This window comes from Janthinobacterium sp. GW822-FHT07A03 (genome assembly GCF_058798815.1).
The window spans coordinates 20,691-47,645 of the sequence record NZ_JBXAKW010000003.1 but is presented as its reverse complement, the minus strand read 5'-3'; the positions used below and the strand labels follow the sequence as shown (position 1 = coordinate 47,645).

The 26,955-nt window shown below is 63.9% G+C and carries 28 protein-coding genes; 9 read left to right on the top strand and 19 right to left on the bottom strand.

Going from position 1 to position 26,955, the window contains the following annotated elements:
• The 6 genes from AC1RJW_RS09810 to AC1RJW_RS09785 all read right to left on the bottom strand — a co-directional run bounded on the left by AC1RJW_RS09810 (position 1) and on the right by AC1RJW_RS09785 (position 5,669).
• Entirely contained in the window at positions 1–1,245 is a 1,245-nt protein-coding gene (locus AC1RJW_RS09810) for an ABC transporter substrate-binding protein (protein ID WP_493044769.1), read from the bottom strand.
• Between the two features lie 17 nt (positions 1,246–1,262).
• Positions 1,263–2,057: an ABC transporter ATP-binding protein gene (locus AC1RJW_RS09805; protein WP_326458782.1), complete on the bottom strand. Its 795-nt coding sequence runs from the start codon at positions 2,055–2,057 to the stop codon at positions 1,263–1,265.
• Positions 2,054–3,136: an acyl-CoA dehydrogenase family protein gene (locus tag AC1RJW_RS09800; protein ID WP_493044768.1), complete on the bottom strand. Its 1,083-nt coding sequence runs from the start codon at positions 3,134–3,136 to the stop codon at positions 2,054–2,056. Before AC1RJW_RS09800 ends, AC1RJW_RS09805 begins: the two co-directional genes overlap by 4 nt.
• A gap of 1 nt (position 3,137) precedes the next feature.
• On the bottom strand, positions 3,138–3,692 hold the full coding sequence (locus AC1RJW_RS09795) for a carboxymuconolactone decarboxylase family protein (protein ID WP_493044767.1): 555 nt from the start codon (positions 3,690–3,692) through the stop codon (positions 3,138–3,140).
• A 129-nt stretch (positions 3,693–3,821) separates the two neighbouring features.
• A complete protein-coding gene (locus AC1RJW_RS09790; RefSeq protein ID WP_493044766.1) occupies positions 3,822–4,742 on the bottom strand; it encodes an AraC family transcriptional regulator in 921 nt (306 codons plus the stop codon).
• A gap of 87 nt (positions 4,743–4,829) precedes the next feature.
• The gene (locus AC1RJW_RS09785; protein WP_493044765.1) at positions 4,830–5,669 is read right to left on the bottom strand and encodes a symmetrical bis(5'-nucleosyl)-tetraphosphatase; all 840 of its coding nucleotides are present in this window, start codon (positions 5,667–5,669) and stop codon (positions 4,830–4,832) included.
• A gap of 410 nt (positions 5,670–6,079) precedes the next feature.
• Here AC1RJW_RS09785 and AC1RJW_RS09780 point away from each other — a divergent pair, with 410 nt between their 5' ends.
• From AC1RJW_RS09780 to waaA, 4 genes are all read left to right on the top strand, one after another.
• Positions 6,080–6,388 (top strand): H-NS histone family protein, encoded by a 309-nt coding sequence (locus tag AC1RJW_RS09780; protein WP_493044763.1) that lies wholly within the window; start codon positions 6,080–6,082, stop codon positions 6,386–6,388.
• Positions 6,389–6,492: 104 nt separating this feature from the next.
• On the top strand, positions 6,493–7,875 hold the full coding sequence (locus AC1RJW_RS09775; protein ID WP_493044762.1) for a phosphomannomutase/phosphoglucomutase: 1,383 nt from the start codon (positions 6,493–6,495) through the stop codon (positions 7,873–7,875).
• 4 nt (positions 7,876–7,879) lie between these two features.
• Positions 7,880–8,902 (top strand): lipopolysaccharide heptosyltransferase I, encoded by a 1,023-nt coding sequence (gene waaC, locus AC1RJW_RS09770; protein ID WP_493044760.1) that lies wholly within the window; start codon positions 7,880–7,882, stop codon positions 8,900–8,902.
• An 18-nt stretch (positions 8,903–8,920) separates the two neighbouring features.
• On the top strand, positions 8,921–10,198 hold the full coding sequence (gene waaA / locus AC1RJW_RS09765; RefSeq protein WP_493044759.1) for a lipid IV(A) 3-deoxy-D-manno-octulosonic acid transferase: 1,278 nt from the start codon (positions 8,921–8,923) through the stop codon (positions 10,196–10,198).
• On the opposite strand, the gene AC1RJW_RS09760 is transcribed toward waaA, so the two are convergent.
• The 11 genes from AC1RJW_RS09760 to miaB form a co-directional block, all read right to left on the bottom strand.
• The gene (locus AC1RJW_RS09760) at positions 10,195–11,118 is read right to left on the bottom strand and encodes a M48 family metallopeptidase (RefSeq protein ID WP_493045143.1); all 924 of its coding nucleotides are present in this window, start codon (positions 11,116–11,118) and stop codon (positions 10,195–10,197) included. The genes waaA and AC1RJW_RS09760 overlap by 4 nt on opposite strands.
• 44 nt (positions 11,119–11,162) lie before the next feature.
• Positions 11,163–11,903, bottom strand: a complete 741-nt coding sequence (locus AC1RJW_RS09755; protein ID WP_493044758.1) for a lysophospholipid acyltransferase family protein — start codon at positions 11,901–11,903, stop codon at positions 11,163–11,165.
• Between the two features lie 16 nt (positions 11,904–11,919).
• Positions 11,920–12,507: a D-glycero-beta-D-manno-heptose 1,7-bisphosphate 7-phosphatase gene (gene gmhB / locus AC1RJW_RS09750; protein WP_493044756.1), complete on the bottom strand. Its 588-nt coding sequence runs from the start codon at positions 12,505–12,507 to the stop codon at positions 11,920–11,922.
• Positions 12,507–14,609, bottom strand: coding sequence for a glycine--tRNA ligase subunit beta (gene glyS / locus AC1RJW_RS09745; protein ID WP_493044755.1), 2,103 nt, complete (start codon positions 14,607–14,609; stop codon positions 12,507–12,509). The genes gmhB and glyS overlap by 1 nt, the downstream gene beginning before the upstream one ends.
• 37 nt (positions 14,610–14,646) lie before the next feature.
• A complete protein-coding gene (gene glyQ / locus AC1RJW_RS09740) occupies positions 14,647–15,561 on the bottom strand; it encodes a glycine--tRNA ligase subunit alpha (protein ID WP_319990729.1) in 915 nt (304 codons plus the stop codon).
• Positions 15,562–15,707: 146 nt separating this feature from the next.
• A complete protein-coding gene (lnt, locus tag AC1RJW_RS09735) occupies positions 15,708–17,288 on the bottom strand; it encodes an apolipoprotein N-acyltransferase (protein WP_493044754.1) in 1,581 nt (526 codons plus the stop codon).
• 16 nt (positions 17,289–17,304) lie between these two features.
• A complete protein-coding gene (locus AC1RJW_RS09730; RefSeq protein ID WP_034746750.1) occupies positions 17,305–18,183 on the bottom strand; it encodes a CorC family transporter in 879 nt (292 codons plus the stop codon).
• 117 nt (positions 18,184–18,300) lie between these two features.
• Positions 18,301–18,723 (bottom strand): DUF4259 domain-containing protein, encoded by a 423-nt coding sequence (locus tag AC1RJW_RS09725; protein ID WP_493044753.1) that lies wholly within the window; start codon positions 18,721–18,723, stop codon positions 18,301–18,303.
• A 4-nt stretch (positions 18,724–18,727) separates the two neighbouring features.
• The gene (ybeY, locus tag AC1RJW_RS09720) at positions 18,728–19,192 is read right to left on the bottom strand and encodes an rRNA maturation RNase YbeY (protein ID WP_493044752.1); all 465 of its coding nucleotides are present in this window, start codon (positions 19,190–19,192) and stop codon (positions 18,728–18,730) included.
• Positions 19,176–20,240 (bottom strand): PhoH family protein, encoded by a 1,065-nt coding sequence (locus AC1RJW_RS09715; RefSeq protein ID WP_493044751.1) that lies wholly within the window; start codon positions 20,238–20,240, stop codon positions 19,176–19,178. The genes ybeY and AC1RJW_RS09715 overlap by 17 nt, the downstream gene beginning before the upstream one ends.
• The gene (gene miaB / locus AC1RJW_RS09710) at positions 20,237–21,604 is read right to left on the bottom strand and encodes a tRNA (N6-isopentenyl adenosine(37)-C2)-methylthiotransferase MiaB (RefSeq protein ID WP_493044750.1); all 1,368 of its coding nucleotides are present in this window, start codon (positions 21,602–21,604) and stop codon (positions 20,237–20,239) included. Before miaB ends, AC1RJW_RS09715 begins: the two co-directional genes overlap by 4 nt.
• Before the next feature lie 677 nt (positions 21,605–22,281).
• On the opposite strand from miaB, the gene AC1RJW_RS09705 reads away from it, so the two are divergent.
• Positions 22,282–22,608 carry a hypothetical protein gene (locus AC1RJW_RS09705; protein WP_034746769.1) on the top strand — a complete coding sequence of 109 codons (327 nt, stop codon included), beginning with the start codon at positions 22,282–22,284 and terminating at the stop codon, positions 22,606–22,608.
• A 177-nt stretch (positions 22,609–22,785) separates the two neighbouring features.
• Here AC1RJW_RS09705 and AC1RJW_RS09700 read toward each other — a convergent pair whose 3' ends face one another.
• Positions 22,786–23,631: an HDOD domain-containing protein gene (locus tag AC1RJW_RS09700; RefSeq protein ID WP_493044749.1), complete on the bottom strand. Its 846-nt coding sequence runs from the start codon at positions 23,629–23,631 to the stop codon at positions 22,786–22,788.
• A complete protein-coding gene (locus AC1RJW_RS09695) occupies positions 23,628–23,966 on the bottom strand; it encodes a hypothetical protein (protein ID WP_046684193.1) in 339 nt (112 codons plus the stop codon). Before AC1RJW_RS09695 ends, AC1RJW_RS09700 begins: the two co-directional genes overlap by 4 nt.
• A 207-nt stretch (positions 23,967–24,173) precedes the next feature.
• Here AC1RJW_RS09695 and AC1RJW_RS09690 point away from each other — a divergent pair, with 207 nt between their 5' ends.
• From AC1RJW_RS09690 to AC1RJW_RS09675, 4 genes are read left to right on the top strand one after another with little or no spacing between them, the layout of a single operon-like run.
• Entirely contained in the window at positions 24,174–25,739 is a 1,566-nt protein-coding gene (locus AC1RJW_RS09690; RefSeq protein WP_493045142.1) for a sensor histidine kinase, read from the top strand.
• A 13-nt stretch (positions 25,740–25,752) separates the two neighbouring features.
• Entirely contained in the window at positions 25,753–26,340 is a 588-nt protein-coding gene (locus tag AC1RJW_RS09685; RefSeq protein ID WP_493044748.1) for a DUF1697 domain-containing protein, read from the top strand.
• Positions 26,340–26,741: a DUF3224 domain-containing protein gene (locus tag AC1RJW_RS09680; RefSeq protein WP_493044747.1), complete on the top strand. Its 402-nt coding sequence runs from the start codon at positions 26,340–26,342 to the stop codon at positions 26,739–26,741. Before AC1RJW_RS09685 ends, AC1RJW_RS09680 begins: the two co-directional genes overlap by 1 nt.
• On the top strand, positions 26,738–26,917 hold the full coding sequence (locus AC1RJW_RS09675; RefSeq protein ID WP_326459643.1) for a hypothetical protein: 180 nt from the start codon (positions 26,738–26,740) through the stop codon (positions 26,915–26,917). Before AC1RJW_RS09680 ends, AC1RJW_RS09675 begins: the two co-directional genes overlap by 4 nt.
• Positions 26,918–26,955: the final 38 nt, after the last annotated feature.

Genomic DNA, 26,955 nt, shown 5'->3' with positions numbered 1-26,955 from the left:
TCAGACCGCCACGGTTTCGCTGCGCAGCAGGTTGGCCGGCAAGCCGAAGGCGGCCGGGCCGCCGACTGCCGTGATGGCCTTGCGCACGAAGCGGTCATCGACCAGGTCGCGCGCGGCGAACTTCGGATCGAGGTTCGCCAGGAAGCGCGTATCGCCTTCGACCTTGGTGCGGCCGATGGCGCGCACCAGTTCTTCCGTGTACGAGGCAAATGGATACGGCTGGAAGTCGATGCGGCGCTGCTGCCAGTTCTTGTGCATGATCAGGCCCTGCTTTTCATAGCCGGCGTAGTCGGTGGTGGCCAGCACTTTGGTCAGCACCTGCAGCGGATGCGGCGTGTAGCGGTGCTCGCCCACGTTCGACAGCAGTTTGGCCGTGTCGACCTGGTTCGAGCGCGTCCACAGCTGCGCCTTGACGATGGCGTTGGTGACTTTCTGCGCCCATTCGGGGCGCGTGTTGATGTCGCGCTCGGACAGGAAGGTGACGCAGCACGCGTGGTTTTTCCACACGTCGCCCGAGAAGCGCAGGATCTTGCCGATGCCGGCGTTTTCCGCCGCCGCATTGAACGGCTCGGCCACGATGTAGCCGGCGATCGACTTGCTGGCCAGGGCGGAGACCATTTCTGCCGGCGCCAGCACGATCAGGTTGACTTCATTCGGCTTGATGGCCGCGTTGCGCGCGCGCGTGACCGGCGTCAGGCCATTGGCGGACAGGATTTGCTGCAGCAGGATGTTGTGGATCGAATACCAGAACGGGATCGCGACCGTGCGCCCGCCCAGGTCGGAGACCTTGTTGATCTCGTTGGCCACCGTCAGCGCGGAACCGTTGACGTGGTTCCAGGCGACGACCTTGGCCGGGAACTTGGCGCCGTAGCGCACCCACAGGGTGGCAGGCGACAGCAGGTGGATGACGTTGACCTGGCCGGCGACGAAAGCTTCGATGATCTGCGCCCAGCTGCGGAACAGGCGCGGCGTTTCCGCCTGCAAGCCTTCCGCCTCGAACAGCTTGCGCGCGTGGGCGACGAGCAGCGGAGTGGCGTCGGTGATCGGCAGGTAGCCGATCTTGACGGGCTGGTCGTCGCTTTTCGGGCCTTGCTGGGCCATGGCGTCGCCGGCGAACAGCAGCGGCGAGGCGACGCTGGCCGTGGCCAGGGCCGACATGCGCAGGAAGTCGCGCCGCGTCAGGCCGCAGTCGCAATCGGACGAGGCGCAGATATGCAGGGGTTTGTTTTGGTCTTCGAATGTCATGGGAAAGTTCCGGTCGATTAATTGGGAGCAAAGGCGGGCGTTTGATCCTGCTTTTGCAGCGCCTGCAGGGCGTCGAGGATGTCCATCTTGAGGGCGATGACGTCGGCGCTGTGGCCGATGCGCGGCTGCTCGATGGCGACGGGCCACTCGCGCACGATGTTGCCCGGCTTGCCGCCCATGAGCAGGATGCGGTCGGCCACGAGGATGGCTTCGTCGATATCGTGCGTGACCAGCAGCACGGCCGTGTGCCAGCGGTGCACCACGTCGACCAGCAGCGACTGCATCTCGGCGCGGGTGATGGCGTCGAGGGCGGAAAACGGTTCATCGGCGAACAGCAGTTCCGGTTCGCGCGCCAGCGCGCGAGCCAGGGCCACGCGCTGCGCCATGCCGCCCGACAGCGCGGACGGATACAGTTTTTCGCGCCCCTTCAAACCGACGGCTTCGATGGCTTGCGCCACGCGTGCCTCGTGCGCTGCGCGCGTGAGCTGCGGCTGGTGCTTGAAGTCCAGGCCGAAACCGGCGTTGCCCGTGACGTTCAGCCAGGGCAAAAGGCTCGCCTGCTGGAATACGAGGGCGCTGCGCGGATCCGGTTCGCGCATGGGCGCGTCCAGGAATTGAATGGCGCCCGTGGACGGCGGCTGCAGGCCGGCCAGCACGCGCAGCAGGCTCGATTTACCGCAGCCGCTGCCGCCCAGCAGGCAGACGATTTCGCGCTTGCGCACGCCCAGCGAGACGTGCTGGAATACGGGCGCGCTGCCCGCATAGGAAAAACTCAGATCCTGCGCCTGCAAGGCCCAATCAGCAACGCTCATGCCGATGCTCCCGCCTTGGCCGCCTGCTGGCTGTCGAACAGCTGCAAGGCCGCCTGCAATTGCGTCAGGCTGGGGGTGACGATGGGGATGAACGACGATTCGCGCCAGCGGCGGGCAAAGCCCTGCTGCTCGGCGTTCAGGTAGGCACGCCCGCCCATGGCTTGCAGTTCCAGCATCAGCGCTTGCTGCAGCACGTCGGCCAGCTGTATGCGCAGGCGGAACATGGCCGGCGCCTGTGTCTTGAAGCGGCCATCGTGCACGCCGGCCAGCAGGGTAGCGACGGCATTTTCCAGGACCGCCTGCAGCGCTTCGATGCGCGGCGTGAGCTGGTTGCGCGAGCCGGCCGAGATTTGCGCCGCCTGCGCCAGGCTGGCGCGTGCCAGTCCGATCGACAGGCCGCACTGCATGCCGAGGAAGGAAGGGCGCACCTGCGGCAGCCAGGCCGGGGCGTTGTCGCTGATGATGTCCGCGGCGGGGATGTGCACCTGCGCCAGCTTGACGGAAGCCGTATTGCTGCCGCGCAGGGCGATCAGGTCCAGGTCGTCGCTGCGCTTGACGCCCGCCGTGCCGCTGTCGAAGGCGACGATGAGGGGTGGCGCGCCATCGTCGGGCGCCACGGCGGCTGCCGCGACAAAGCCCGCCTTGCGCAAGTTGGTCACCCAGGCCAGGCCGCCGTCGACGAGCAAGCCGTCGCCGTGGCGCGCGCCCGTGATTTGCAGCTGCTCGATGCCGGACAAGAATTTCATGGCGTTCGACAGGCCGCTGGCGCCGGCCTGCGTGCCGGCCAGCAGGCCGGGCAAGCGGCGCTCTGCCAGCGCGCGGTTCTCGCTTTGCAGCAGGAATTCGATGAAGCAGCGCTGGCCCCAGAAGACAAAGGCGGCCGTCACCGATTGCTCGGCCACCTTGGCGATGGCCTCGATGGCGTCGCGCACGTCGCCGCCCGCGCCGCCGTGTTCCTGCGGCACGCCGATGGCCAGCAGCTTGTCGCCAGCGAGGGCAGGCAAAACGGTTTCAGCCAGTTCCGGCGATTGGTCGAGCTGGTCGGCGTGCATGTGCAGCCAGTGATTGAGGCGGCCCATGTCAGACGGCGCCAGGCAGGTAGGGTGTCAGTTGCGGATTGACGGGTGTGCCGGCCAGGCTGTTGGAGAAATTGCACAGGGTGGCCAGGCTGATGCCCAGCACGACTTCCAGCGCCTGCTGTTCGTTGTAGCCGGCGGCCAGGAAGGCTTGATATTCGGCGTCGCTGACGGCGCCGCGCGTGGCGATGACGGCCGTGGCGAAGGCGGCGACGGCGTCGAGCTTCGTATCGCCCGTCGGCTGGCCGTGCTGCAGGGCGCGCACGGTATCGGGTGTCTGGCCCGCTTTTTTCAGCGAGATGGCGCTATGGCCGGCGATGCAGAAGTCGCAGCCATGGATGCGCGCGGCCGTGATCTGCACCACTTCGCGTTCCATTAACGTCAGGCTGGCGCGTGCATTGATGCCGGACACGGTCAGATAGGTTTCCAGCGCCAGCGGGGCATTGGCCAGCACGCCGATCAGGTTGGGCAGGAAGCCGTTGTTGGCGATGGCCTTTTCCACGCAGGGACGGCTGTCGGCCGGTGCGGTATCGAGAGTGTGCAGCGTCAGACGGGACATGGGGTACCTTGCTAAGTTAGTAAGTCACCCGGGCATTATATCGGCCATATCGCGCACGCAACAGACGTCAGCGTCGTCCTTTTGTGCTCGTTCGTCTGTGATTGTGTGATCCTTGATCCCGGCAGCCTCTTAGCTGGCCAGCTGGCGCAATCGGTGGTCGCGCCGGTAGGCGCCAGGCTGCTCGCCCGTGACCCGCTTGAAGGCGCGCGTAAAGGCGGCGTGCGAGCGGTAGCCCACCAGTTCGGCCGCGCGTTCGACGGAGACGCCGTCGTGCAGGCGCCGCGCGGCGATCTTCATGCGCAGCAGGAGCCGGAACTGGGCCGGCGAGTGGCCGCTGGCGCTGGCGAAATGCTTGCAGAAGCTGGCGCGCGACATGCACGCTGCCTTGGCCATGTTCTCGATCGACCAGTCGTCGGCAGGGGCGTCGAGCATGCGTTCGAGCAGCGGCGAAAATGCGGGCTGGTGCAGCAGCGACAGCAGGCCGGCCGCCACCTGCTCGCCCTGCGCCACATGGCGGATCAGGTAGAAGAACAGCAGCTCGACCAGGCGCGCGATGAGCGGCGACGGCTGTTCCGGGTCGCCGCCGGCCTCCGCCAGGATCAGGTCGAACAGCGCGGCGGCGGCGCTGAAGGCGGGCGCGTCGCCGCGTATCAGCAGATACGGCGGAAACGAGTCGACGATCAGCGCGGAGAGGGCGCCGCGGAATTGAAAGAAGCCGCAGGCCAGCGCCGTCGCCAGGCCATCCGTGGGCGATTGCAGTGGCAGCATGGCTTGTGCGCTCATCGCTTGCAGCGGGTCGCTGTGGGGGCTGAGAAAGTGCGGCAAGTCGCGCAGCAGGAAGACGCCGTCGCGCGGGCCGAGCGCAATCGGCGCCGCGCCGTCGAGGTGCAAATAGCAGTGGCCATCGAGCACCAGGTGGAAGCTGCCCAGTTCCCGGCCCGCCGTGGAAGCGCGCCAGCGGCCGCAGTACTGGCCCACGTGCAGGACGGCGGTGTCGAGTTCCAGGCTGCCGAGCAGCCAGCGCGCCAGCTTGTCGGTATCAGGATGCATGGGATCGCAAAGGCAAAAGCTGCATCATACGGGCCGCGCCCCGCATGGCCAACGACCGATTTCGACTAAGCATATGCGCGATGCGGCTTACTGCTTGCCGCTGTGCTGCTGGAAGGCGGGACAATCGACTTGCAGCAGCGAGCGGTCTTCCAGGCACACGGCCGACAATTTTCCGCCCCACACGCAGCCGCTATCGAGGCCGATCAGGTGCTCCCGCAATTGCAGTCCCAGCGCCGACCAGTGGCCGAAGACGATGGTGTCGCCAGCGCTGCGCCGGCCCGGAACGTCGAACCAGGGCAGCAGGCCGGAACCTGGCGGCGGGCTGCCGCTTTCCTTCATCTTGAAGTCCATCATGCCGTCCGGCGTGCAAAAGCGCAGCCGCGTCATGGCGTTGACGATGCAGCGCAGCCGGTCGGCTCCCTGCAGGTCGTCGCGCCAGGCGGCCGGCTCGTTGCCGTACATGGTGCGCAGGAACGCCACCCAGCCGTCGCTGCGCAGCATGGTGGATACCTCCTCGCTCAGGGACAGGGCCTGGGCCGCGCTCCATTGCGGCAGCAAGCCCGCATGCACGAGCACATGGCCATCGTGTTCCAGTGCCAGCGGCCGCTGGCGCAGCCAGGTGATCAATTCCTCACGGTCGGGCGCATCGAGGATTTCTGCGAGGGTGTCGGAAGCATGTTCGGGCCGGATGCCGTTGGCCACGGCCAGCAAGTGCAAGTCATGATTGCCCAGGACGCTGTCGGCCAGGCCCTGCTGCGCCAGCGCGTGAATGTGGCGCAGGGTGGCCAGCGAGGCCGGGCCGCGATTGATCAAGTCGCCTGCGAACAGCAGGCGGTACGGACCATCCGCTGCCATCTGGATCCGTTCGATCAATTCGACGGTTTGTGCATGGCAGCCTTGCAGATCGCCGATAAAGTAAGTTTTCATATGTGCCGGGTGAAGTGAACTACGCGCCTGCATTATAAGCATGCCCGCCCTTTGGCGTCGGGGGTATTTCTGGCAGGTGCCCGATTGCGCGCTTGGCCGGCGGGAAGAAAAAGCGGGTGCCGATTATGTCGTATAGGGAATTTAATTGGGCTGCACTTCTCGCTGCCATATATCGGTCATAAGCCGCCGGTACACCGCTCAGGCATGCCGGAATGCCATTTCATTCATATTTATTCAATTTCCACGCGCGCTTGCTGAATATTCTTCATTTAATCTTAATGTTGCTCCGTTAAATAAAACGATGGCCGTGATTCAATTGGCGAGAGATTATGCAATGGTGCGCAGATGTTTATGCAATGTAGTATATTCCACGTGATTTTATTATTTAAATTAATATAAAGGATGTACCAATGGATCTGTCAACGATGACGATGCTGGAATTACGCAAACTGGAAGATAACGTCAAGCAGGAATTGAACCGCCGCGAACGCGCAGACTTGAACAAGGCGCGCGAACAGATCATGGCCATCGCGCAGCAAGCGGGCATTCCGCTGAAGCAGCTGATACTCGATGGCTTGCACCCGCGCACGGGTAAAGTCGCGGTGCGTTACCGCCATCCTGACAATACCAATGAACAATGGACAGGTCGTGGCCGCCAGCCGCTGTGGGTCAGACAGTGGGTGGAATCGGGCAAGTCGATCGATCTGCTGCGCGTATAATTCGGTATACTCTTGGCGCAGTAGCAAGCTGCCAGCCGCGCGCTGCATCTTGCCATGCACCCTATTTGACCCTTACTTCTTCTTTCTTATATACCGCCCACACCATGCTTCCATTGTCCAGAACGATCTTCAAGGCCTACGATATTCGCGGCATCATCGCCAAAACCCTCGATGCCAGCGTGGCTCACAAGATCGGTCAGGCATTTGGCCAGGCCGCCTTGGCCAAGGGCGAGCAGCGGGTCGTGATCGGCCGCGATGGCCGTCTGTCTGGACCTGAATTGACGGCGGCGCTGGCGCAGGGCTTGCAAGCGGCTGGCGTCGACGTGATCGACCTGGGCGTGGTGGCCACGCCGATGGTCTACTTCGGCACGAATGTGCTCGACACGCGCTCCGGCATCATGGTCACGGGCAGCCACAATCCGCCCGACTATAACGGTTTCAAGATGGTGCTGGCCGGTGAAGCCATCCACGGCGAAGCGATCCAGGCGCTGTACCACAGCATCGTCGCCCACGATGGCAGCGCCAGCGCTACGCCGGGAACTTATGCGACGCACGATATCCGCGCCGCCTACCTGGAGCGCATCCTGGGCGACGTCAAGCTGGCGCGCCCGATCAAGATCGCCGTCGATTGCGGCAATGGTGTCGCGGGCGCGTTCGCGGGCGACCTGTTCCGCGGCATGGGCTGCGAAGTCATCGAACTGTTCTGCGAAGTCGACGGCAATTTCCCGAACCACCATCCGGACCCGGCGCATCCGGAAAACCTGCAAGACCTGATCCGCTGCCTGGCCGAGACGGATGCCGAAATCGGCATCGCCTTCGACGGCGACGGCGACCGCCTGGGCGTGGTCACCAAGGATGGCCAGATCATCTACCCTGACCGCCAGATGATGCTGTTCGCGGCCGACGTGCTGACCCGCTACCCTGGCGCGCAAATTCTGTACGACGTGAAATGTACGCGTCACCTGGCGCCGTGGATCAGCAAGCATGGCGGCGTGCCGCTGATGTACAAGACGGGCCACTCGCTGGTAAAAGCCAAGCTGCGTGAAACGGGTGCGCCGCTGGGCGGCGAAATGAGCGGCCATATCTTCTTCAAGGACCGTTGGTACGGTTTCGACGACGGCCTGTATTCGGCCGCGCGCCTGCTGGAAATCCTCACGCGCGAAGCCGATCCTTCAGCCTTGCTGAACTCCCTGCCTCAGTCCGACAGCACGCCGGAACTGCACTTGGAACTGAAGGAAGGCGAGAGCGTCGCGCTGATGGACATGCTGCGCCGCGACGCCGTCTTCCCCGGCAATGAACAGATCATCACCATCGACGGCCTGCGCGTGGAATACGCGGACGGTTTCGGCCTGGCCCGTTCATCGAACACCACGCCGGTGATCGTCATGCGCTTCGAGGCGGAAACGCCGGCGGCCCTGGCGCGCATCCAGGGACAGTTCAAGAGCGTGATCCTGGCCGCCAAGCCAGACGCGGTACTGCCGTTCTGACAGCATGGCCGGTCAACCTGGCGCACAGGCGCCCTTGAAAATCCTGCTGGTGCGGGTGTCCTCGCTGGGCGACGTGCTGCATAACCTGCCCATGGTGGCGGACATCGCCCGCCATTATCCCGATGCGACGATCGACTGGGTGGTCGAGGAGGGCTATACCAGCCTGGTGCGCCTGAACCCGCGCGTGGGTACCATCTTTCCCTTTGCGCTACGGCGCTGGCGCAAGAGCCTGGGCAAGAAGGAGACGCGCGCGGAAATCGCTGCCTTCTTCCGCAGCCTGCGCCAGACGCGCTACGATTATGTGTTCGATACCCAGGGCTTGCTCAAGACGGGCATCATCATGGGCGCCGCGCGCCTGGCGCCGGGCGGGCAGAAGGTCGGCCTGGCGAACGGCAGCGAAGGCTCCGGCTATGAATGCATCTCGCGTCTGTTTCACACGAAGAGCATTCCGCTCGACCCGCGCACGCATGCGGTAGCGCGCGGCCGCCTGGTGGCTGCCGCCGCACTCGGCTACACGGTCGATACGCCGGCCGATTTCGGTTTGCCGGAAGTCTCCGGCAGCGAACCGCGCCCGGACTGGATGGGCGAAGCGCCTTACTGCGTGTATTTTCACGGCACCGCGCGCGACGCCAAGAAATGGGCGCCGCAGAACTGGATCGCCCTGGGCCAGGCGCTCGCGCCCATGCCGATTTTGCTGCCCTGGGGTTCGCCCAGGGAAAAGGCGGAAGCCGAACAGCTGGCGGCCAGCCTGCCGAATGCGCGCGTGCTGCCCAAGCTGTCGATGGGCGACGCCACCCTGCTGGCGCGCCACGCGGCGCTGGTGATCGGCGTCGATACGGGTCTCACGCATATCGCCGCCGCCTTCGTGCGCCCGACGGTGGAAATCTATGCCGATTCGCCGCTGTGGAAAACGGAAGGCAACTGGTCGCCGAAAATCATCAACCTGGGCGACAAGGGTGCGCCGCCCGGCGTGCCGGAAGTGCTGGCCGCGGCACGTCGCCTGCTGGCCGACTATCCTACCTCCTGACTTCAACATTCAACAATCATGCGACTTCTTTATACCCTCGCCTGGTGGCTGGCCTTGCCCCTGGTGCTGGCGCGACTGTGGCTGCGCGGACGCCAGGAACCCGGCTACCGCCAGCACTGGGGCGAGCGCCTGGGCTTTTACGGCCGCCAGCCGACAACGGCTACAGACACCATCTGGCTGCACGCCGTCTCCGTCGGCGAGACGCGCGCGGCCGAGCCGCTGATCGATGCGCTGCTGGCCGCCTGGCCCAGGTGCCGCATCGTCCTCACGCACATGACGCCGACGGGGCGCGCCACGGGAAAGTCGCTGTTCGCCAAACACGGCGCGCGCCTGGTGCAAAGCTATCTGCCGTATGACACGGGCGCCATGCCGGCCCGTTTCATCCGCCACTTTGCGCCGTGCATCTGCATCCTGATGGAGACGGAAGTGTGGCCGAATCTGATCCATCAATGCACTCGCTACAAAGTGCCCGTGGTGTTGGCCAATGCGCGCTTGTCACAGCGTTCGCTGGGCAAGGCGCAGCGTCTTGGCAAGCTCATTGCCGACGCAGCGCGCGGCATCACCCTGGTGGCGGCGCAGACGCAGGACGACGCCGATCGCATGCGTCAGCTGGGCGTGCAGCACGTGGTTGTCACGGGCAGCATCAAGTTTGACGTCGTCGTGCCCGACGCGGCCCTGGCGACGGGGGCTTGGCTGCGCGGCGCCATCGGTGCGCGCCCCGTGCTGCTGTGCGCCAGCACGCGCGAAGGCGAGGAGCAGCTGATCCTTGATGCGTATATCCGCGCCAGCTTGCCGGCGCATGCGCTGCTGCTGATCGTGCCGCGTCATCCGCAGCGCTTCGACGAGGTGGAAAAGTTGATCGCGGCGCAGGGGCTGGTCGTCCAGCGCAGGTCCGGCCTGGCGCAGGACGATGCCGTGGCGCAGGGCACGCAGGTGCTGCTGGGCGATACCATGGGCGAGATGTTCGCGTATTACGCTGCCTGCGATTGCGCATTCGTCGGCGGCAGCCTGCTGCCGCTGGGCGGGCAAAACCTGATCGAACCGGCGGCCCTTGGCAAGCCAGTGCTGATCGGCCCGCACACCTTCAATTTTGCCCTGGTGACCGAGCAGGCGATTGCCGCCGGCGGCGCTGCACTGGTGGCGGACGCCGACGCGCTGATGGCGCAGGCGTCAGTCTTGCTGCAGGACCCCGCGCAGCTGGCATCGATGGGACAAAAGGCGCTGGCCTTCGCGGCGCAGCACCGTGGCGCCACGCCGCGTACGGTCGCCGCAATCAAGACCCTGCTGCCCGTTTAATTGAACAAGACGGGGAGTTCCTGCGAGCGTTTTCTCAGCGCCTGCTTGGCGCCATCGTAGTCAGGATAGATCGATTCCACGGTGGCCCAGAAGCGGGGGCTGTGGTTCATTTCCAGCAGGTGCGACAGTTCATGCGCCACCACGTAGTCGATCAGCGGCAGGGCGAAGTGGATCAGGCGCCAGTTCAGGCGGATCTTGCGCTCGATGGTGCAACTGCCCCAGCGCGTGCCGGCCGAGGATAGCGACAGCGAATCGTAGCTTACCCCCAGCTTGTCCGCATACAGGTCCAGCCGTGCTTCGAACAGCTGGCGCGCCTCGTGCTGGAACCAGCCTTTCACTTTTTCCTTCAACTGCTGCTCGCTGCCCGTGGGCGTGACCCAAACATGCAATTCATTCGTCTCGCGCTGGAAGCTGGCGCGGTGGCGCGGCGCCTGGTGCAGGCGCAAGGTGATCTCGCCACCGAGGTAGGGCAGCACGGCGCCATCGACCCATGCCACGGGCGGACGCTGCTGGCGCTGCACCTTGCGCTCGCCCCGTTCCAGCAGCTTCGAGACGATCCAGCCTTGCTTGGCGCGGATGGCATTGTCGATTTCGGCCAGGGTGACACGCTTGGGCGCGGTGACGCGCAAGCCGTTATCGTCGATCATGAAGCCGATGGAACGGCGCGTGGAGCGGCGCAGGGCGAATTCGACGAGGTGGCTGCCCAGTTGCAGCTGGCGCAGCGGCGGGCCATCGGCGGTGCGTGGCGGGGAAGGCAGGGGAGGCGGGGCAGGGCGAACGATGGGGGGCGCGGGCTCCACTACCGGCGGTGCCACGGGCGGCGCTGGCGGTGCCGTGGGGCGCACCGCCGGGGGCGTGCTGGTCGAAACGTCATGCGCGAACAGATCCAGTTGCTGGTCGCCGACCTTGATGGTCTTCATCTGCTGGCGCAGGGTCGGCTCCTGGATGACCGCGCTGATGCCGTCTAGCCAGCGTTGTAGGCGTGAGGCGAAATGACGCGCATTTCTGATTCTATCCAATTTTCCACCTGTTGCATCATGCTGTCCGGGGTTTGCCCTTCCGGCGAAATCGGTTTGCCTATCGAAACGGTGATCAGTCCCGGGCGTTTGAGGAATGACTGCTTGGGCCAGCACTCGCCTGAATTATGCGCAATCGGCACCACCACGGCGCCCGTGGCGATGGCCAGACGCGTGCCGCCGCTCTTGTACTTGCCCGCCTGTCCCACGGGAATGCGCGTACCTTCAGGGAACATGATAATCCATTGGCCGTCGGCCAGGCGGCGCTTGCCATGCGCCACCACACTCTTGAAGGCGTGCTTGCCCTGCTTGCGGTCGATCGGGATCATGCGCAGCAGCGCCATGGCCCAGCCGAAGAAGGGAATGTACAAAATCTCCTTCTTGAAGACATACACGAGCGGGCGGGGAAGGCTGGGCAGCAAGAAGATGGTTTCCCATGCCGACTGGTGCTTCGACAGCACGATGGCTGGCGCATCGGGGAAGTTCTCGGCGCCCTTGACTTCATAGCGGATGCCGCAAATGACCTTGGCGCACCACAGGATAAACACGTTCCAGCGCGAGGTGACCCAATAGCGCTTGTTGTAGCTCAATGGCGCGGCAAAAAAGCACACGCAGGCCCAGACGATGGTGGCCACGACCATGATGATCATGAACAGTAGGGATCGCAGGAACAGGGAAATATTACGCAATGCGGTTCTCCGAAGATTAGATGCTGAAGGCCACGGTGGGCGCTGGTGCCGCGGGCGCCTTGAGCAGGTGGCTGACGACGGCGGCCAGGTCGGAGAAGACCAGGGTGCCAGGCGGCAGGCCACCCGTTTCGTTGGTTTTTTCGCCCTTGCCCGTCAAGACCAGGTAGGGCATGCAGCCGCTGATGAAGCCGGCCTGCAGGTCGCGCAGCGAATCGCCGACGGTGGGCACGCCTCGCAGGCTGGTGTTGTAGCGCTGCGAGATTTCATGGAACATGCCCGGTTTCGGCTTGCGGCAGTCGCAATTGTCCGCGCCCGCATGCGGGCAAAAGAAGATGGCATCGATGTCGGCGCCCACCTGCTGCGCCAGCGTGTGCATCTTCTGGTGGATCGCGTTCAACACCGTCATGTCGAAATATTCGCGCGCGATGCCCGATTGGTTCGAGGCGATCACCACGCGATAGCCGGCCTGGTTCAGGCGGGCGATCGCTTCGAGCGAACCGGGGATCGGCAGCCATTCGGCCGGCGACTTGATGAAGTCCGGCGAGTCATGATTAATGACGCCGTCGCGGTCGAGAATAATCAGTTTCAGCGCCGGAGTGCCCATTATGCCGCCAGCTTGGAAATGTCGGCCACGCGGTTCATCATGCCGTGCAAGGACGACAGCAGTGCCAGACGGTTGTTGCGCAGGGCGACATCCTCGGCCATCACCATCACGTCGTTGAAGAAGCCGTCGACGTCGTCGCGCAGCTGCGCCAGGGTTTGCAGGGTGCTGGTGAAATCGCCCTTGGCAAAGGCCGCGTCGACTTCCGGCTGCACGCGCGAGACGGCGGCGGCCAGTTTTTTCTCCGCCTCGTCCTGCAGCAGCGCCACGTTGACGCCGCCGGCGGCGACCTGGCTCACGGCTTCCTCGTTCTTTTTCAGGATGTTCGTGATGCGCTTGTTGGCCGCTGCCAGCGAGGCGCTTTCTGGCAGCGCGGCAAACGCCTGCACGGCTTCCAGGCGCTGCACGATGTCGTCCAGGCGGTCGGGATTTTGCGCCACGACGGCTTCGATTTCATTCGGCGAGAAACCGCGCTCGCGCAGGATGCCGCGCAGGCGGTCCAGCATGAAGGTGGTCACATCCGCGACCGGGTCCTTGAAGCCTGGAACGGCGGCAAATTGCGCGGCCGCGTCGCCCAGCAAGCCCTGAATCGACAAGGGCAGGCGTTTTTCCAGCAGCATGCGCAGCACGCCCAGGGCATGGCGGCGCAGCGCGAACGGGTCCTTGTCGCCCGTCGGCGCCAGGCCGATGGCCCAGATGCCGACCAGGGTTTCCAGCTTGTCGGCCAGGGCCACGGCGGTGCCGGTGGCGGTGGACGGCAGGCTGTCGCCCGCAAAGCGTGGCTGGTAGTGTTCGGAGGCGGCCAGCGCCACTTCTTCCGGTTCGCCGTCATGGCGCGCGTAGTACGTGCCCATGATGCCTTGCAGTTCGGGGAATTCGCCCACCATGTCGGTCAGCAGATCGGCCTTGGCCAGCAGTGCGCCCCGTTCGGCCAGGGCCACGTCGTAATTCAATTTGGCGGCGATGGCGCCGGCCAGCGACTTGACGCGCTCTGTGCGTGCCGCTTGCGTGCCCAGCTTGTTGTGGTAGACCACGTTGGCCAGCAGCGGCAGGCGCGATGCCAGCGTCTTCTTCTTGTCTTGCTCGAAGAAGAATTTGGCGTCGGACAGGCGCGGGCGCACGACGCGCTCGTTGCCGCCGATGATGTGCTCGGGCGTGTCCGTCTCGATGTTCGAGACGATCAGGAAGCGCGAGCGCAGCTTGCCTTCGCTGTCCGTCAGGGCGAAGTATTTCTGGTTCGTCTGCATGGTCAGGATCAGGCATTCCTGCGGCACGGCCAGGAATTCTTCCTCGAAGTGGCATTCATACACGACCGGCCATTCGACCAGGGCGGTGACTTCATCGAGTAGCGCTTCGGGCATCAGCACCTGGTCGGCGCCGGCCTTGTCCAGCAGCTGGGCGCGGATGCGCTCCTTGCGTTCCTCGTTGCTGGCGATGACGCTGGCGTTGAGGATCAGCGACGGCGCATAGTTTTCCGCGTGCGCGATGCTGATCGGCTCGCCGTCGGTGAGGAAGCGGTGGCCCAGTGTGGTGCGGCCGGCGCTCAAGCCCAGCAGGGTCAATGGCAGGATATTGATGCCGTGCAGGGCGATCAGGCTGTGGGCCGGGCGCACGAATTGCACGGTGGTGCCGTCCGGGCGCTGATAGCTCATCAGCTTTGGAATCGGCAGCTTGGCGCAGGACTCGGTCAAGGCCGCTTGCGCGCCCGTTTCCAGTTTGCTGCCCGGCGCCGTGTAGGTGTAGAAGAAGCTTTCCGCCTTGCCGTCGGCGGCGCGTTCCAGCTCGGCCACCGTCAGATCGGGGAAGCCCAGCGCGGCCAGTTTCTTGGCCAGTGGCGGCGTGCCGTTGCCGTTCGCGTCCAGCGCCACGGAGACGGGCAAGACTTTTTCGCGGATCGATTTATCGGGCGAGACTTCGCGCACGTTGGTGATGGAGACGGCCAGGCGGCGCGGCGAGGCGTAGCTGGTGGCGACGCTGTCGGCCTCCAGGAAGTCGCGCGCTTTCAGGCCGTTGACGATGCCGGCCGTGAAGGCGGCGCCCAGTTTGGCCAGCGCTTTCGGCGGCAGTTCTTCGGTCAGCAGTTCGATGAGCAGTGTTTGGTTCATGGTGTTCTTGTCAGGTACGGCGGTGTAGAGGCTCGAATTAGGCGGCGGCTTGGTCTGCGGCGGGCAGCATCGGGAAACCGAGGCGCTCGCGCGAGTCGTAGTACGCTTGCGCCACCAGGCGCGACAGGGTGCGCACGCGGCCGATGTAGGCGGCGCGTTCCGTCACCGAGATGGCGCCGCGCGCGTCCAGCATATTGAAGCTGTGCGAGGCCTTCATGATCTTTTCGTAGGCGGGCAGGGTCAGTTGCAGCTCGATCAGGCGCTTCGCTTCCGCTTCGTAGTTGCCGAACTGTTCAAACAGCAAGTCCGTATTCGCGTGCTCGAAGTTGTAGGTCGATTGCTCCACTTCGTTCTGGTGGAAGACGTCGCCGTAGGTCAGTTTTTTCGTGGTGCCGTTCTCTTCCCACTCGGTCCACACCAGGTCATACACGTTTTCCACGCCCTGCAGGTACATGGCCAGGCGTTCGATGCCGTACGTGATCTCGCCCAGCACGGGCTTGCAATCGAGGCCGCCCACTTGCTGGAAGTAGGTAAATTGGGTCACTTCCATGCCGTTCAGCCAGACTTCCCAGCCCAGGCCCCAGGCGCCCAGGGTCGGGCTTTCCCAGTCGTCTTCGACGAAGCGCACGTCATTCTGCTTCAAGTCCAGGCCCAGCGCGGCCAGCGAACCCAGATACAGGTCGAGGATGTTTTCCGGCGCGGGCTTGAGCACCACCTGGTACTGGTAGTAGTGCTGCATGCGGTTCGGGTTTTCGCCATAGCGGCCATCTTTCGGGCGGCGCGACGGCTGCACATACGCGGCGCGCCACGGTTCCGGGCCGATCGCGCGCAGGAAGGTGCCGGTGTGGAAGGTGCCGGCGCCGACTTCCATGTCGTAGGGCTGGAGCAGGGCGCAACCTTGCTTGTCCCAATAGGTTTGCAAGGTCAGGATAATTTGTTGAAATGTGAGCATCGTATGAGTTCGCCGCGCGGGAGACTGCGCGCTGTTAAGGTTTGCTTGAAGCCCGCACGTTGCTAACAAGCGCGTCCGGGCCGGGGTTTTGCTAATTTTAGCGGTTTTTATGCGCCCACTGTGACTCTTCGGGCAATATCGGCCGCTTATTGCTGCGCGGCGCGGCTACGGCGCGCGGCGCGCGACAGCAGGAAGGCCGTCAGCAGGGCCAGCGCGGCCAGTGCCAGCACCAGTTTATTGCCGTACAGAATGTATGGCGTCATGCCGCCCATGCCTTGCACCTTGGCCGCCAGCGTGGCTTGCTGTTCCGGCGGCAGCAGGCTTTGCACCACGCCCTTGCCGTCAATGACGGCGGTGGCGCCCGTGTTCGTCGAGCGCAGCATAGGGCGGCCCGTTTCCAGGCTGCGCATCTGCGAAATCTGCAGATGCTGGGGGATGGCGATCGAGTCGCCAAACCAGGCCAGGTTCGAGATATTCAGCAGCACGGAGGCCGATTGCTTGCCGTGGCGGTGGGCGCTGGCCAGCTGGCCGGCGATTTCTTCGCCAAACAGGTCTTCGTAGCAGATATTCGGCAGCACCAGCTGGTCGCGTACCTGCAGCGGCGCCTGCACCTCGGCGCCGCGGCCCATGTCGCCCAGCGGGATGGCCATCATGGCGACGAACCAGTGCAGGCCAGGCGGCACGAATTCGCCGAACGGCACCAGATGGTGCTTGCGGTACTGGTAGTACGGTCCCGGCGTGCCGTTGGGCGTGATGCCCACGGCCGCATTGTAGAAGCGCTGCTGCTCGTCGAGCACGGGCATGCCGACCAAAATCGTGCTGCCCGTCTGCTGCGCATACGTCGCCAGGCTATCCAGATAGCCGGGCGGCAGCTGGTGCGGCAGCACGGTGACGGCCGTTTCCGGCGTGGCGATCAGGTCGGCCGGCGCGCTGGTGATGGCGCTCTGGTACATCTGCAGGGCGCCGAGCACGAAGCCGGGGTCGAATTTCTGCTGCTGCGGCACATTCCCCTGCAGCAGGCGCACGGTGATCGGGCGCCCGACCGGGTGGGTCCAGTTCACGTATTGCAGGCCAACGCCGGCCGCATACAGCGCGATCACGCCCCCCAGCGCGCTCCAGCGCGTGCGATGCGTGAGCAACAGCAGGGCGCCGGCGGACAGCGCCGCCAGCCAGCCCAGGCCGTACGATCCGACGATGGGGGCAAAGCCGCCCAGCGGGCTGGTATTGTGGGCATAGCCCGTGGCCAGCCACGGGAAACCCGTAAACAGCCAGCCGCGCGTCCATTCGAACAGCGTCCACGTGGCAGGCAGCACCAGCAAGGTCATGGCGGGCAGGGACAGCACCCAGCGCTGGCGCAGCCAGGCGGCCGCGCCCATGGCCAGGGCCACGTAGATGGCCATCAAGAGGGCCAGCAGGGCCACGGCGATGGCGGCGATCGGCGCGGCCATGTCGCCATAGCGGTGCATCGAGATATACAGCCAGTGCGTGCCGGCCGCGCACCAGCCGAAGCCGTAGGCCCAGCCGATCAGCGCGCCGGCCTTGACGTTCGCCGCGCGCAGCACTTGGTAGAACAGCACGCCCAGGCTGAGGATTTGCAGCGGCCAGTAGCCGAAAGGGGCGAACGCCAGCACGGCGACGGCGCCGGCGACGGCGGCAGTCAGCATGCGCGCCCAGGTGCTGCGGGGCGGTTTGGCGGGGGCGTTGGGGTCGGCGCGTCTGAAACGCATTTACAGCACGCGCATGTCAGAGTTCCAGTTCCGGCACGTTGGGCAGGCGCTCGACGAGCAGCACGTGCACCTGGCGCGCATCGGCGCGCAGCACCTCGAAACGCAGATTGCCCAGGTCGAAGATGTCGCCCTTGTGCGCCATGCGGCCCAGGTACTTCGAGACCAGGCCGCCGATGGTGTCGACGTCGTCGTCCACCAGGTGGCTGCCCACTTCTTCGTTGAACTGTTCGATCTCGGTCAGCGCCTTGACGCGCCAGCGGGGGCCGAACTGGCCTTCCTTGAGCGAGAGGATATTGTCCTCGGCTTCGTCGAAGTCGTATTCGTCCTCGATGTCGCCGACGATCTGTTCCAGCACGTCTTCGATGGTGATCAGGCCGGCGACGCCGCTGTATTCATCGACGACGATGGCCATGTGATTGTGGTTGGCGCGGAAATCGCGCAGCAGCACATTCAGGCGTTTCGATTCGGGGATGAAGATGGCGGGGCGCAGCATGTCACGGACGTCGAAAGTTTCTTCTGCGTAATAACGCAGCAAGTCTTTCGCCAGCAGGATGCCGATGACCTTGTCGCGCTCGCCTTCGATCGCGGGGAAGCGCGAGTGGGCGGTCGACAGGACTTCCGGCATCCATTCCTCGATCGGCTTGCTGATGTCGATGACATCCATTTGCGAACGGGGAATCATGATGTCGCGCGCGCAGAGATCCGACACCTGGAACACGCCTTCGATCATCGACAGGGCGTCGGCGTCGATCAGCTTGCGTTCATGCGCATCGTGTAGAACTTCGAGCAATTCTGCACGGTTCTCTGGCTCGGGGGAAATGAGTGCGGTCAGGCGTTCAAACAGTGACCGGTGGGGCTTGACGTCAGTTCTGACGCCACTAGGGTGCTCGGGCATAGGAGGCGTGAGCCGTTGTTGCGAAGGGATATAGGATACACCAAAAGTGGGGGAATACCGGATTTCCCCGCTTTTGATGCAAATTTAATACGTTGAAGTGCGCCGTTGCGCGATCTTTTACGCCGCTTCCGGGCCCAGCACGCGCGCGCGCAAGGCTGCCACGTCGGCCTGCCAGTCGGCAAAGTGCTCGCTGTCCTGCCACAGTTGGCGCAGTTCCGACGCTTCCGCGCTGACTTTATCGAACGCCAGACGCGCCTTTTCCAGCAGCGGCGGCGTGACTTTCTTCTTGCAGGCGGCCGCCCATTCGTCCACCTCGGCCGTGGCCGGATCGTCCTCGCCGGGCTTGCCCAAGAGGCGCGCGATCACTTCCAGCGCGGCCAGCGCCTCGGCGGCGAACGGCGCTTCCAGCTCCGCTTCCTGGCTGTCGATGACGTTGTCGAGCGTTGTCTCGACCAGTTCCAGTGTTTTATATTCGTGCAAATCCTGCGCCCAATCCATGGCGTAGTCGTTGCCGAAGGCGTCAGTGGCCCAGGTTCCCATGTGCTTACTCCTTGTACGGGTCGGTAATGCCGAGCTTGGCGAGGATGTCCGTTTCCAGGCCCTCCATCTCGGCCGCTTCCGCGTCATCCATGTGGTCGTAGCCCTGCGCATGCAGCACGCCGTGTACGATCAAATGGGCCGTGTGCTCTTCCACGCTTTTCTTTTGCTCGGCCGCTTCCTTTTCCAGCACGTCCGTGCACAGGATGATGTCGGCGCGCGTCGGCTCGTCCTCGGCCAATTCTTCGCCTTCGTTGTAGGCGAACGTCAGCACGTTGGTGGCGTAGTCCTTTTCGCGGTAATCGCGGTTCAGGCTGCGGCCTTCTTCCGCGTCGACGAAGCGGATGGTGAATTCGGCGGGCGCGAACAGGGCCGCCTTCACCCAGCGGCGCACTTTCGGGCGCGTGATCAGGGTTTCCAGGCGGGCATCCGGGTATTGCACGGACAAGGACAGTTTATTTTTTTCGGACATTTTTGGCGGCAGCTGGTTTCAATAAGGGAAGTAACTGGGCGGCGTCGGCATTGGCCGCCTGCGCCGTTTCATAGGCGTCGACGATGCGCGCGACGAGCGGGTGGCGCACCACGTCGGTGCTGTTAAATTGCGTGAAGCCGATACCGCGCACGTCCTTGAGTACGTGCACGGCGTCGATCAGGCCGCTCGTCTGGCTCTTGTGCAGATCGACTTGCGTCACGTCGCCCGTCACCACAGCCTTGCTGCCAAAGCCGATGCGCGTCAAGAACATCTTCATCTGCTCGACGGTGGTGTTTTGCGCCTCGTCGAGGATGACGAAGGCGTGGTTCAGGGTGCGTCCGCGCATATAGGCCAGCGGGGCGATTTCGATCACCTGTTTTTCGAACAGTTTTTGCGTGCGGTCAAAGCCCAGCAAATCATACAGCGCATCGTAGAGGGGACGCAGGTACGGGTCGACTTTTTGCGCCAGGTCGCCCGGCAAAAAGCCCAGGCGCTCGCCCGCTTCGACGGCGGGGCGCGTCAAAATGATGCGCTTGACGGCGTCGCGTTCGAGCGCGTCCACGGCGCAGGCGACGGCCAGGTAGGTTTTACCTGTGCCGGCCGGACCCACGCCGAAGCTGATGTCATGTTCGAGGATGTCGCGCAAATAGGCGATCTGGTGCGGCGTGCGCCCGCGCAGGTCGGAGCGCCGCGTTTTCAGCACGGGGCTGGCGATGTCCGGCTCGACGAAGGTGCTGATGGGCGCGTTGGCATGGTGTTCCGAGGCGGCGGACAGGCCCGCGCGCTGTTCCACCAGGGCCAGCTGCACTTCTTCCAGCGGCACGACCTTGTTGGCGATGGCGTAGAACTGCTCGAGGATTTCCACGGCGCGTTCGGCATTGCTGCCGCCGACGATGAATTTCTCGCCGCGGCGGAAGATCGTCACGTCGAGGGCGGCGGAAATCTGGCGCAGGTTTTCATCGAGCGGGCCGCACAGATGCGCCAGGCGCGTATTGTCGAGCGGCTCGGGGATGAAGTAATGCGGCTGTATCGGGGCTTTGGTTTTCAACTGGCTCTTTTCAATGCGGGTGCGCTGGCGACGAGTTCGCCGCGCAGGGTATAGGAATGGCTTTCGGTGATGCGCACGTCGACCAGCTGGCCGACCAGGTGCAAGCCGTCGGGGCCGGCGTCGAAATTGACCACGCGGTTGTTTTCCGTGCGGCCTTGCAGCTCGCGAGCTATCGTGTCCTTCTTCGAGCGGCCTTCGACGAGGATGGTTTGCACGCTGCCCACCATGGCCAGGCTGTATTTGCGCGTGTTGGCGTCGATGGCCGCCTGCAGTTGCTGCAGCCGGGCCAGCTTGACTTCATGCGGCGTGTCGTCTTCCAGGCTGGCGGCCGGCGTGCCGGGGCGCTTGCTGAAGATGAAGCTGTAGCTGTTGTCGAAGCCGACGTCCGCGATCAGCTTCATCATGGCGTCGAAGTCGGCTTGCGTCTCGCCGGGGAAACCGACGATGAAGTCCGAGGAAATGGCCATGTTCGGGCGCACGGCGCGGATGCGGCGGATGATGGATTTGTATTCGAGGCCCGTGTAGCCGCGCTTCATGGCGCCGAGGATCTTGTCGGAACCGTGCTGCGCCGGCAGGTACAGGTGGTCGACCAGCTGCGGGATCTTCGCGTAGGCGTCGATCAGGCGCTGCGTGAATTCCTTCGGGTGGCTGGTGACGAAGCGCATGCGCTCGATGCCGGGAATGTCGGCCACGTATTCGAGCAGCAGGGCGAAGTCGGCGATCTCTCCGCCTTCCATCGCGCCCCGGTAGGCATTCACGTTTTGCCCCAGCAGGGTGATTTCCTTGACGCCCTGGGCGGCCAGGCCCGCCACTTCCGTCAGCACGTCCTCGAAGCGGCGCGAGACTTCCTCGCCGCGCGTGTAGGGCACGACGCAGTAGCTGCAATATTTGCTACAGCCTTCCATGATGGAAACAAATGCCGAAGCACCTTCCACCTTGGCCGGCGGCAGGTGGTCGAACTTTTCGATTTCCGGGAAGCTGATGTCGACTTGCGCATCGCCGCTGGCGCGGCGCAGTTCGATCATCTGCGGCAGGCGGTGCAGCGTTTGCGGGCCGAACACCATGTCGACATACGGCGCGCGCTTGACGATGGCGTCGCCTTCCTGCGAGGCCACGCAGCCGCCCACGCCGATCAAGAGGTGCGGCTTGGCCAGTTTCAGTTCGCGCAGACGGCCCAGGTCGGAAAACACCTTTTCCTGCGCCTTTTCGCGCACGGAGCAAGTGTTAAGCAGGATCACATCGGCATCTTCCGGCGTGTCGGTGCGCACCAGGCCATCGGAGGCGCCCAGCACGTCGGCCATCTTGTCCGAGTCGTACTCGTTCATCTGGCAGCCGAAGGTTTTAATGAATACTTTTTTCTGCATGGAGTCGGATGCTTATCGGTAAATGTAGCGGCAAATAAGTGGGACAACTAAGTGTGGCGGCAAATCAGCTGGGCAGGGGGCTTGCGCTGTGCGCCGCCCGGGGCGGGAGGCGGTGGATGACCGGCCGGGCGCCTCTGGCTGCCCGGTGGCAGGCTCGCTGCAAGTTCAGGCCATAGTTTAGCGTAAATCGCCGGGACGGGCCATGTCGTGCTGACCTTGCCGACAAGCTTGCGATGCGAACAAGGCGCGCGGAACGATGATGCTGAAAAGCATTTATTGCCGTACGACACCATTGATTTGTAACAAGTTGCTGCAAAGCCTTGTGTGCGCCCGCTGGCATCCTAATGTGTTGAAATAGCATCGTTGCCAAGCCAACCAGCAGCTTGATTGATATTCAACAATCAGGAAGTTTGCGCGAGGCGCAGATGCAGCGTGTTTGGACTAGTATATTGTTTTATATGCAATTCATTTCTGTGGATTGCAGTACTTTTTACTCACGCGGCAAGCTGCGCACGTTGGTTGGACGTGGCTGTGCGAGTCCTGTGCAGGCAGTGCGATAAGGAGGGAAGGCGGAGGGGAGGGCTGAATCCGATGCAAAGACGTTTATTTGAACACTCTAAGCCAGCCTTAAGTTCGTATCGGCATTATTTTCTACATTCACCAGACGAGGAAAAATCATGGCACATCATGCATTAGCATCGCAAGAGAGTTACAACCCGAACCACCTGCTGGATATTCTGCTGAGCAAGATGCAGCTGAAGAACGATGCAGCCCTGTCGCGTCTGCTTGAAGTGGCGCCACCCGTCATCAGCAAGATCCGTCATCACCGCTTGCCGGTCGGCGCCTCGCTGCTGATCCGCATGCACGAAGTGACGGGCATGAGCATCCGCGACCTGCGCGATCTGATGGGCGACCGCCGCACCAAGTATCGTTTGTCCGACGCCCAGGGCCGTCCAAAAGCGGAAGACCGCGGCGATGCGCAAGAATCGAATTACGCGCACTGATGTGGCGGTTGCGCGCTGACTGTGCCGCTTGCGTAGCTGCTGGCGGCAACAGGCTGGCGTGGACCGGGCAGCATGGACCGGGTAATAGGGATGTATCGCAGTACCCATAACGGCTTTCGCTTCGCAGCGAGAGCCGTTTGCGTTTGCGGCTTTGCCTGCCGAGTCAGCTTGATGCCATCAGCTTAACAAGGCCGAGGTGATTTCATCGTAGCGCAGCTCCGTTTCGCGGAACAGTTGCAGATATGCATCTTCGCCCAGGCCCAGCGCATCCCAGGCCACCGGCGAGACACGCGGCACCATGTCGTCGCCCGCCTGCGCCAGGTCGAGCGCGCAGACGACGGCATTGGCCACGTGGATCAGTGCCGCCAGGAAACCGGCGCCCGGCGCTTCCGGCTGCAGGTAGTTGCCCAGCGCCAGGCGCATGGTGTCGGAAAAATTCCAGTGTTCGGCCAGGGCCACGCCCGCCTGCACGTGGTCCACGCCCAGCACGGCCTGTTCCGCTTCGAGCAGGCTGCAATCGTGCGCCGCCTGGTGCGCGATGACTTGCGCGTAGTGTGCGGGAAAGCTGCTGACCAGCACCAGGCGGCCGATGTTGTGCAGCAAGCCGGCCGTGAATGCGTAATCCTGGTTGAAGCGGATCTGCCGCGCCAGTACCTTGGCGCAGGCGGCCGTCGCTACCGAATGGCGCCAGAAGGCCTTGTCGTCGAAACCTGGGCAGCGGCCTTCCGGGAAGCAGCCCGTAATGGCGGCCGAGGTGATCAGGCTGCGCGTGGTCTGGAAGCCCAGGTAGGTGATCGCCTGCTGGATGGTGGTGGCCTTCACTTGCAAGCCATATTGCGACGAGTTGGCCAGGCGCAGGGTTTTTGCCGTCAACGCCTGGTCGTACGACACTTTTTTTGCCAGCACGGAAATATCGACGTCTTCCTGGTCTATGCTGTTGAGCAGCTCCATGACGACGGCGGGCAGCGAAGGCAAGTCATCGAGGTGGGCGACGATATCGTCGAGCGTCAGCTGGGTGCTCATGCGGCCTCTCCCGTGCCCAGTCGGTAAGCCGTGACATAGCTGCGCAGCAAGGTGGTGGCCGCATCGAGGGGATCGTCCGGGTCATGCTTGCGAAACAGGTAGGCCAGCCGTTCGCTGTCGGCCGCCTGCTGTGCGGCGATTTCTTCCGGCGACGGGGGCGGCGCCTGGATCGGCAGCATGTCGATGTTGTGGCGGGGCATCAGGGCCAGCATGTTTTCCGTCAATACCGCGCCTTGCGGCAGCAGCACTTGTCCATGCGCATCGAGCAAGACATCCGACAAAATCATGCCGGGACGAACTTGTTCCAGGGGTAGATGTTGATGCGTGACCGCCATGACGACTCCTTAGATGATTGCGGGATATTACCATTGCCATGACGCAATGTCTCAACCTGCATCAAAGTCCCTATTGAAAGTGGGGATGCTGTAAATCTTGCCAATAAGCATGTCATACCGTACATTTGAATCAGGCTGTTGTCTTGCTGACGTATCTGCGCCCGCGCCGCGGGCCGGCGGCTGGCCTGGCCCGGGGAGTGTTGATTGATGGTGAGTATCCAAGTCCGGCTGACTCTGCTTTTTGTCGTGATCGTCACCCTGGTGCTGGGCATTTCCGGCAGCTATACCCAATATACCTTGAGCAAGGAACTCGAATCGGGCAGCGCGCGCCTGCGCAGCGGCGTGCTTACGCGTTTGCAGACCAGCTTGCCGTCCGCCCTGTGGGACCTCGATAAATCCAAGGTCGACAGCATCGTCGCGGCCGAAATGCTGCCGCCGGAACTGGTCGGCATCCGCGTCTATGACGCCTCGGTCGGCCTGTTCGCGGGCGAGGTGCGCGACGCGGCCGGCACCCTGGTGCCGCTTGAGGCGGACGTGGCCATGGGCGGCACGCCCGTCGAGGCGCCACTCGTGTTCCGCGATGCCGTGGCGGCCGCCACGGGCGGCAAGCCGGTGATCGTGGGCAAGGTCATCGTCAATTTCAGCCGCGAGCAAATCGATGCGGCCCTGCGCAGCGAAGTGCGGCGCAAGGTGGTGGAAGTGTTGCTGCTTGACATCATTCTCGTGGGCGCCCTGGCGCTGAGCCTGCGCATCGTCTTCGGCCCCCTGAAACAGTTGCGCGACGGCTTGTTCGACCTGGCCACGCGCGGCAGCGATGACGTCGAAGAGCTGCCGGAAAACCGGCGCGACGAACTGGGTGACGTGATCCGCGGCTTCAATGCCGTGCAGCGCAAGCTCAAGTCCATCATCGAAGGCAGCCGCGAGGCGGAAGACATGGCGCGCCGCTCGCAGCAGGCAACGGCGCAGGCCATGGACGAGCTGCGCCGCGCGCAAGAGTCCCTGCTGCAATCGGAACGCCTGGCCTCGCTGGGCAGCCTGGTGGCCGGCGTGGCGCATGAAATCAATACGCCGGTCGGCATCGCCCTGACCAGCGCCTCGGTGCTGAAGGAAGCCACCGATGGCATCAGCGCGGCGGTGGCTGGCGGCAGCGTGAAAAAGACCGATATCGTGCGCTACCTGGAAACGGCCGGCGAAAGCGCGCGGCTGATCATGAACAATGCCTACCGCGCCGCGCACCTGATCCACAGCTTCAAGCAGATCGCCGTCGACCAGGTCAGCGAGGCGCGCCGTTTGTTCGAATTGCGCGACTATATCGGCGAAGTGATCTCGAGCCTGCAGCCGACACTGAAAAAGACGCGCATCAGCATCGATATCGATTGCCCGCCCGGCATCATGCTCGACAGCTATCCGGGCGCGCTGGCGCAGGTGCTGACCAACCTGGTATTGAACTGCGTCGAGCACGCCTTCGATGCGGACACGGCCGGCAATATCCATATCGGCGTACGCCGCGACGGCGACGCGATCGCCATGCAGGTGCGCGACAACGGCCGCGGCATCGCGCCCGACATGCTCGACCGCGTGTTCGATCCGTTTGTCACCACGCGCCGCGGGCAGGGTGGCACGGGACTGGGCTTGAATATCGTATTCAACTTGATTGCCAAGCAGTTTGGCGGCACCATCACGGTCAGCAGCACGCTGGGGCAGGGCGCGACGTTCCTGCTGCGTTTGCCTACGGTGACGCCGTTGCCGGAAAGCACCAGCAGCCAGGCATAGGCAAGGAGACAACATGGCACCGATAGAAAACAGTCAGCAAGTGGCGCTTTTGCGCGGGATCAATGTGGGCCGCGCCAAGCGCGTGGCCATGGCCGACCTGCGCAAGCTGCTGGGCGACTTGGGTTTTGCGCAGGTGCGCACGGTACTCAACAGCGGCAACGTCGTGTATGACGGCGGCGCGGTGGCGCCGGCCGAGGCCGCGGCCCGCATCGAGGAAGCGCTGGTGCTGAAACTGGGCGTGGCGGCCAGGGTGACGGTGCTGTCGGCCAGCCAGTTTGCCGAGCTGGTGGAACAAAACACCCTGGCGCCGGCGGCCGATGCGGCCCGCTTGCTGACCTTGGTATTCAACAATCCGGCCGATGTCCAGCGCCTGCTGCCCCTGTTGCAGCAGCCGTGGCAGCCGGAAGCGCTGGCGCTGGGCCGCTGGGCCGCGTATGCCTGGTGTCCCGATGGCGTGCTGGCCAGCAAGGTGGTGGCGGCGCTGGGCGTGCTGCTGGGCGACGGCGTCACCTCGCGCAACTGGGCCACCATGCAAAAATTACATGCGCTGCTGAACGGCCCCGATGCGGCCGCCACATCCTCATTTACCAAGGAGCACTGATGCCTGCCATTTCAGGGACATTCGACGTCACCATCCGCCCGGAAACCTTGTCGGACACGGCCGCGCAGTCGGGGCTGGGACGCTTGTCGCTCGCCAAGCGCTACCACGGCGCCCTCGACGCCAGCGCGCAGGGCGAGATGCTCAGCGCGCGTGCCAGCGTGACCGGTTCGGCAGGCTATGTGGCGCTGGAACGGGTGGAAGGCACTTTGGACGGGCGCCACGGCAGTTTTTATTTGCAGCATAGCGGCAGCATGACGCGCGGCGCGCCCGCCTTGTCCGTGACGGTGGTGCCCGATACGGGCACGGGGCAGTTGCAAGGGCTCACCGGCAGCCTGGCCATCCGCATCGAGGAGGGCAAGCATTATTATGATTTGACGTATGACATTGTTGAGACGCCATGAACTGGGATATCGTCAAAGGTATCTTGATCGTGCTCGTCGCCATCAGCGTGGTGGTGACGGCCTTCGTGCTCATGTCCGCCTCGGGCCCGGACAAGGCGGGCTGCATCGCGCGCGCCCTGAAGTCGGGCATTCCGGTGGGCAATATCGAAAGGGTCTGCCGCCTGCTGGACAAATGATGGCGCCATCAAAAAACATTCCGCACCAGGCGGAATGT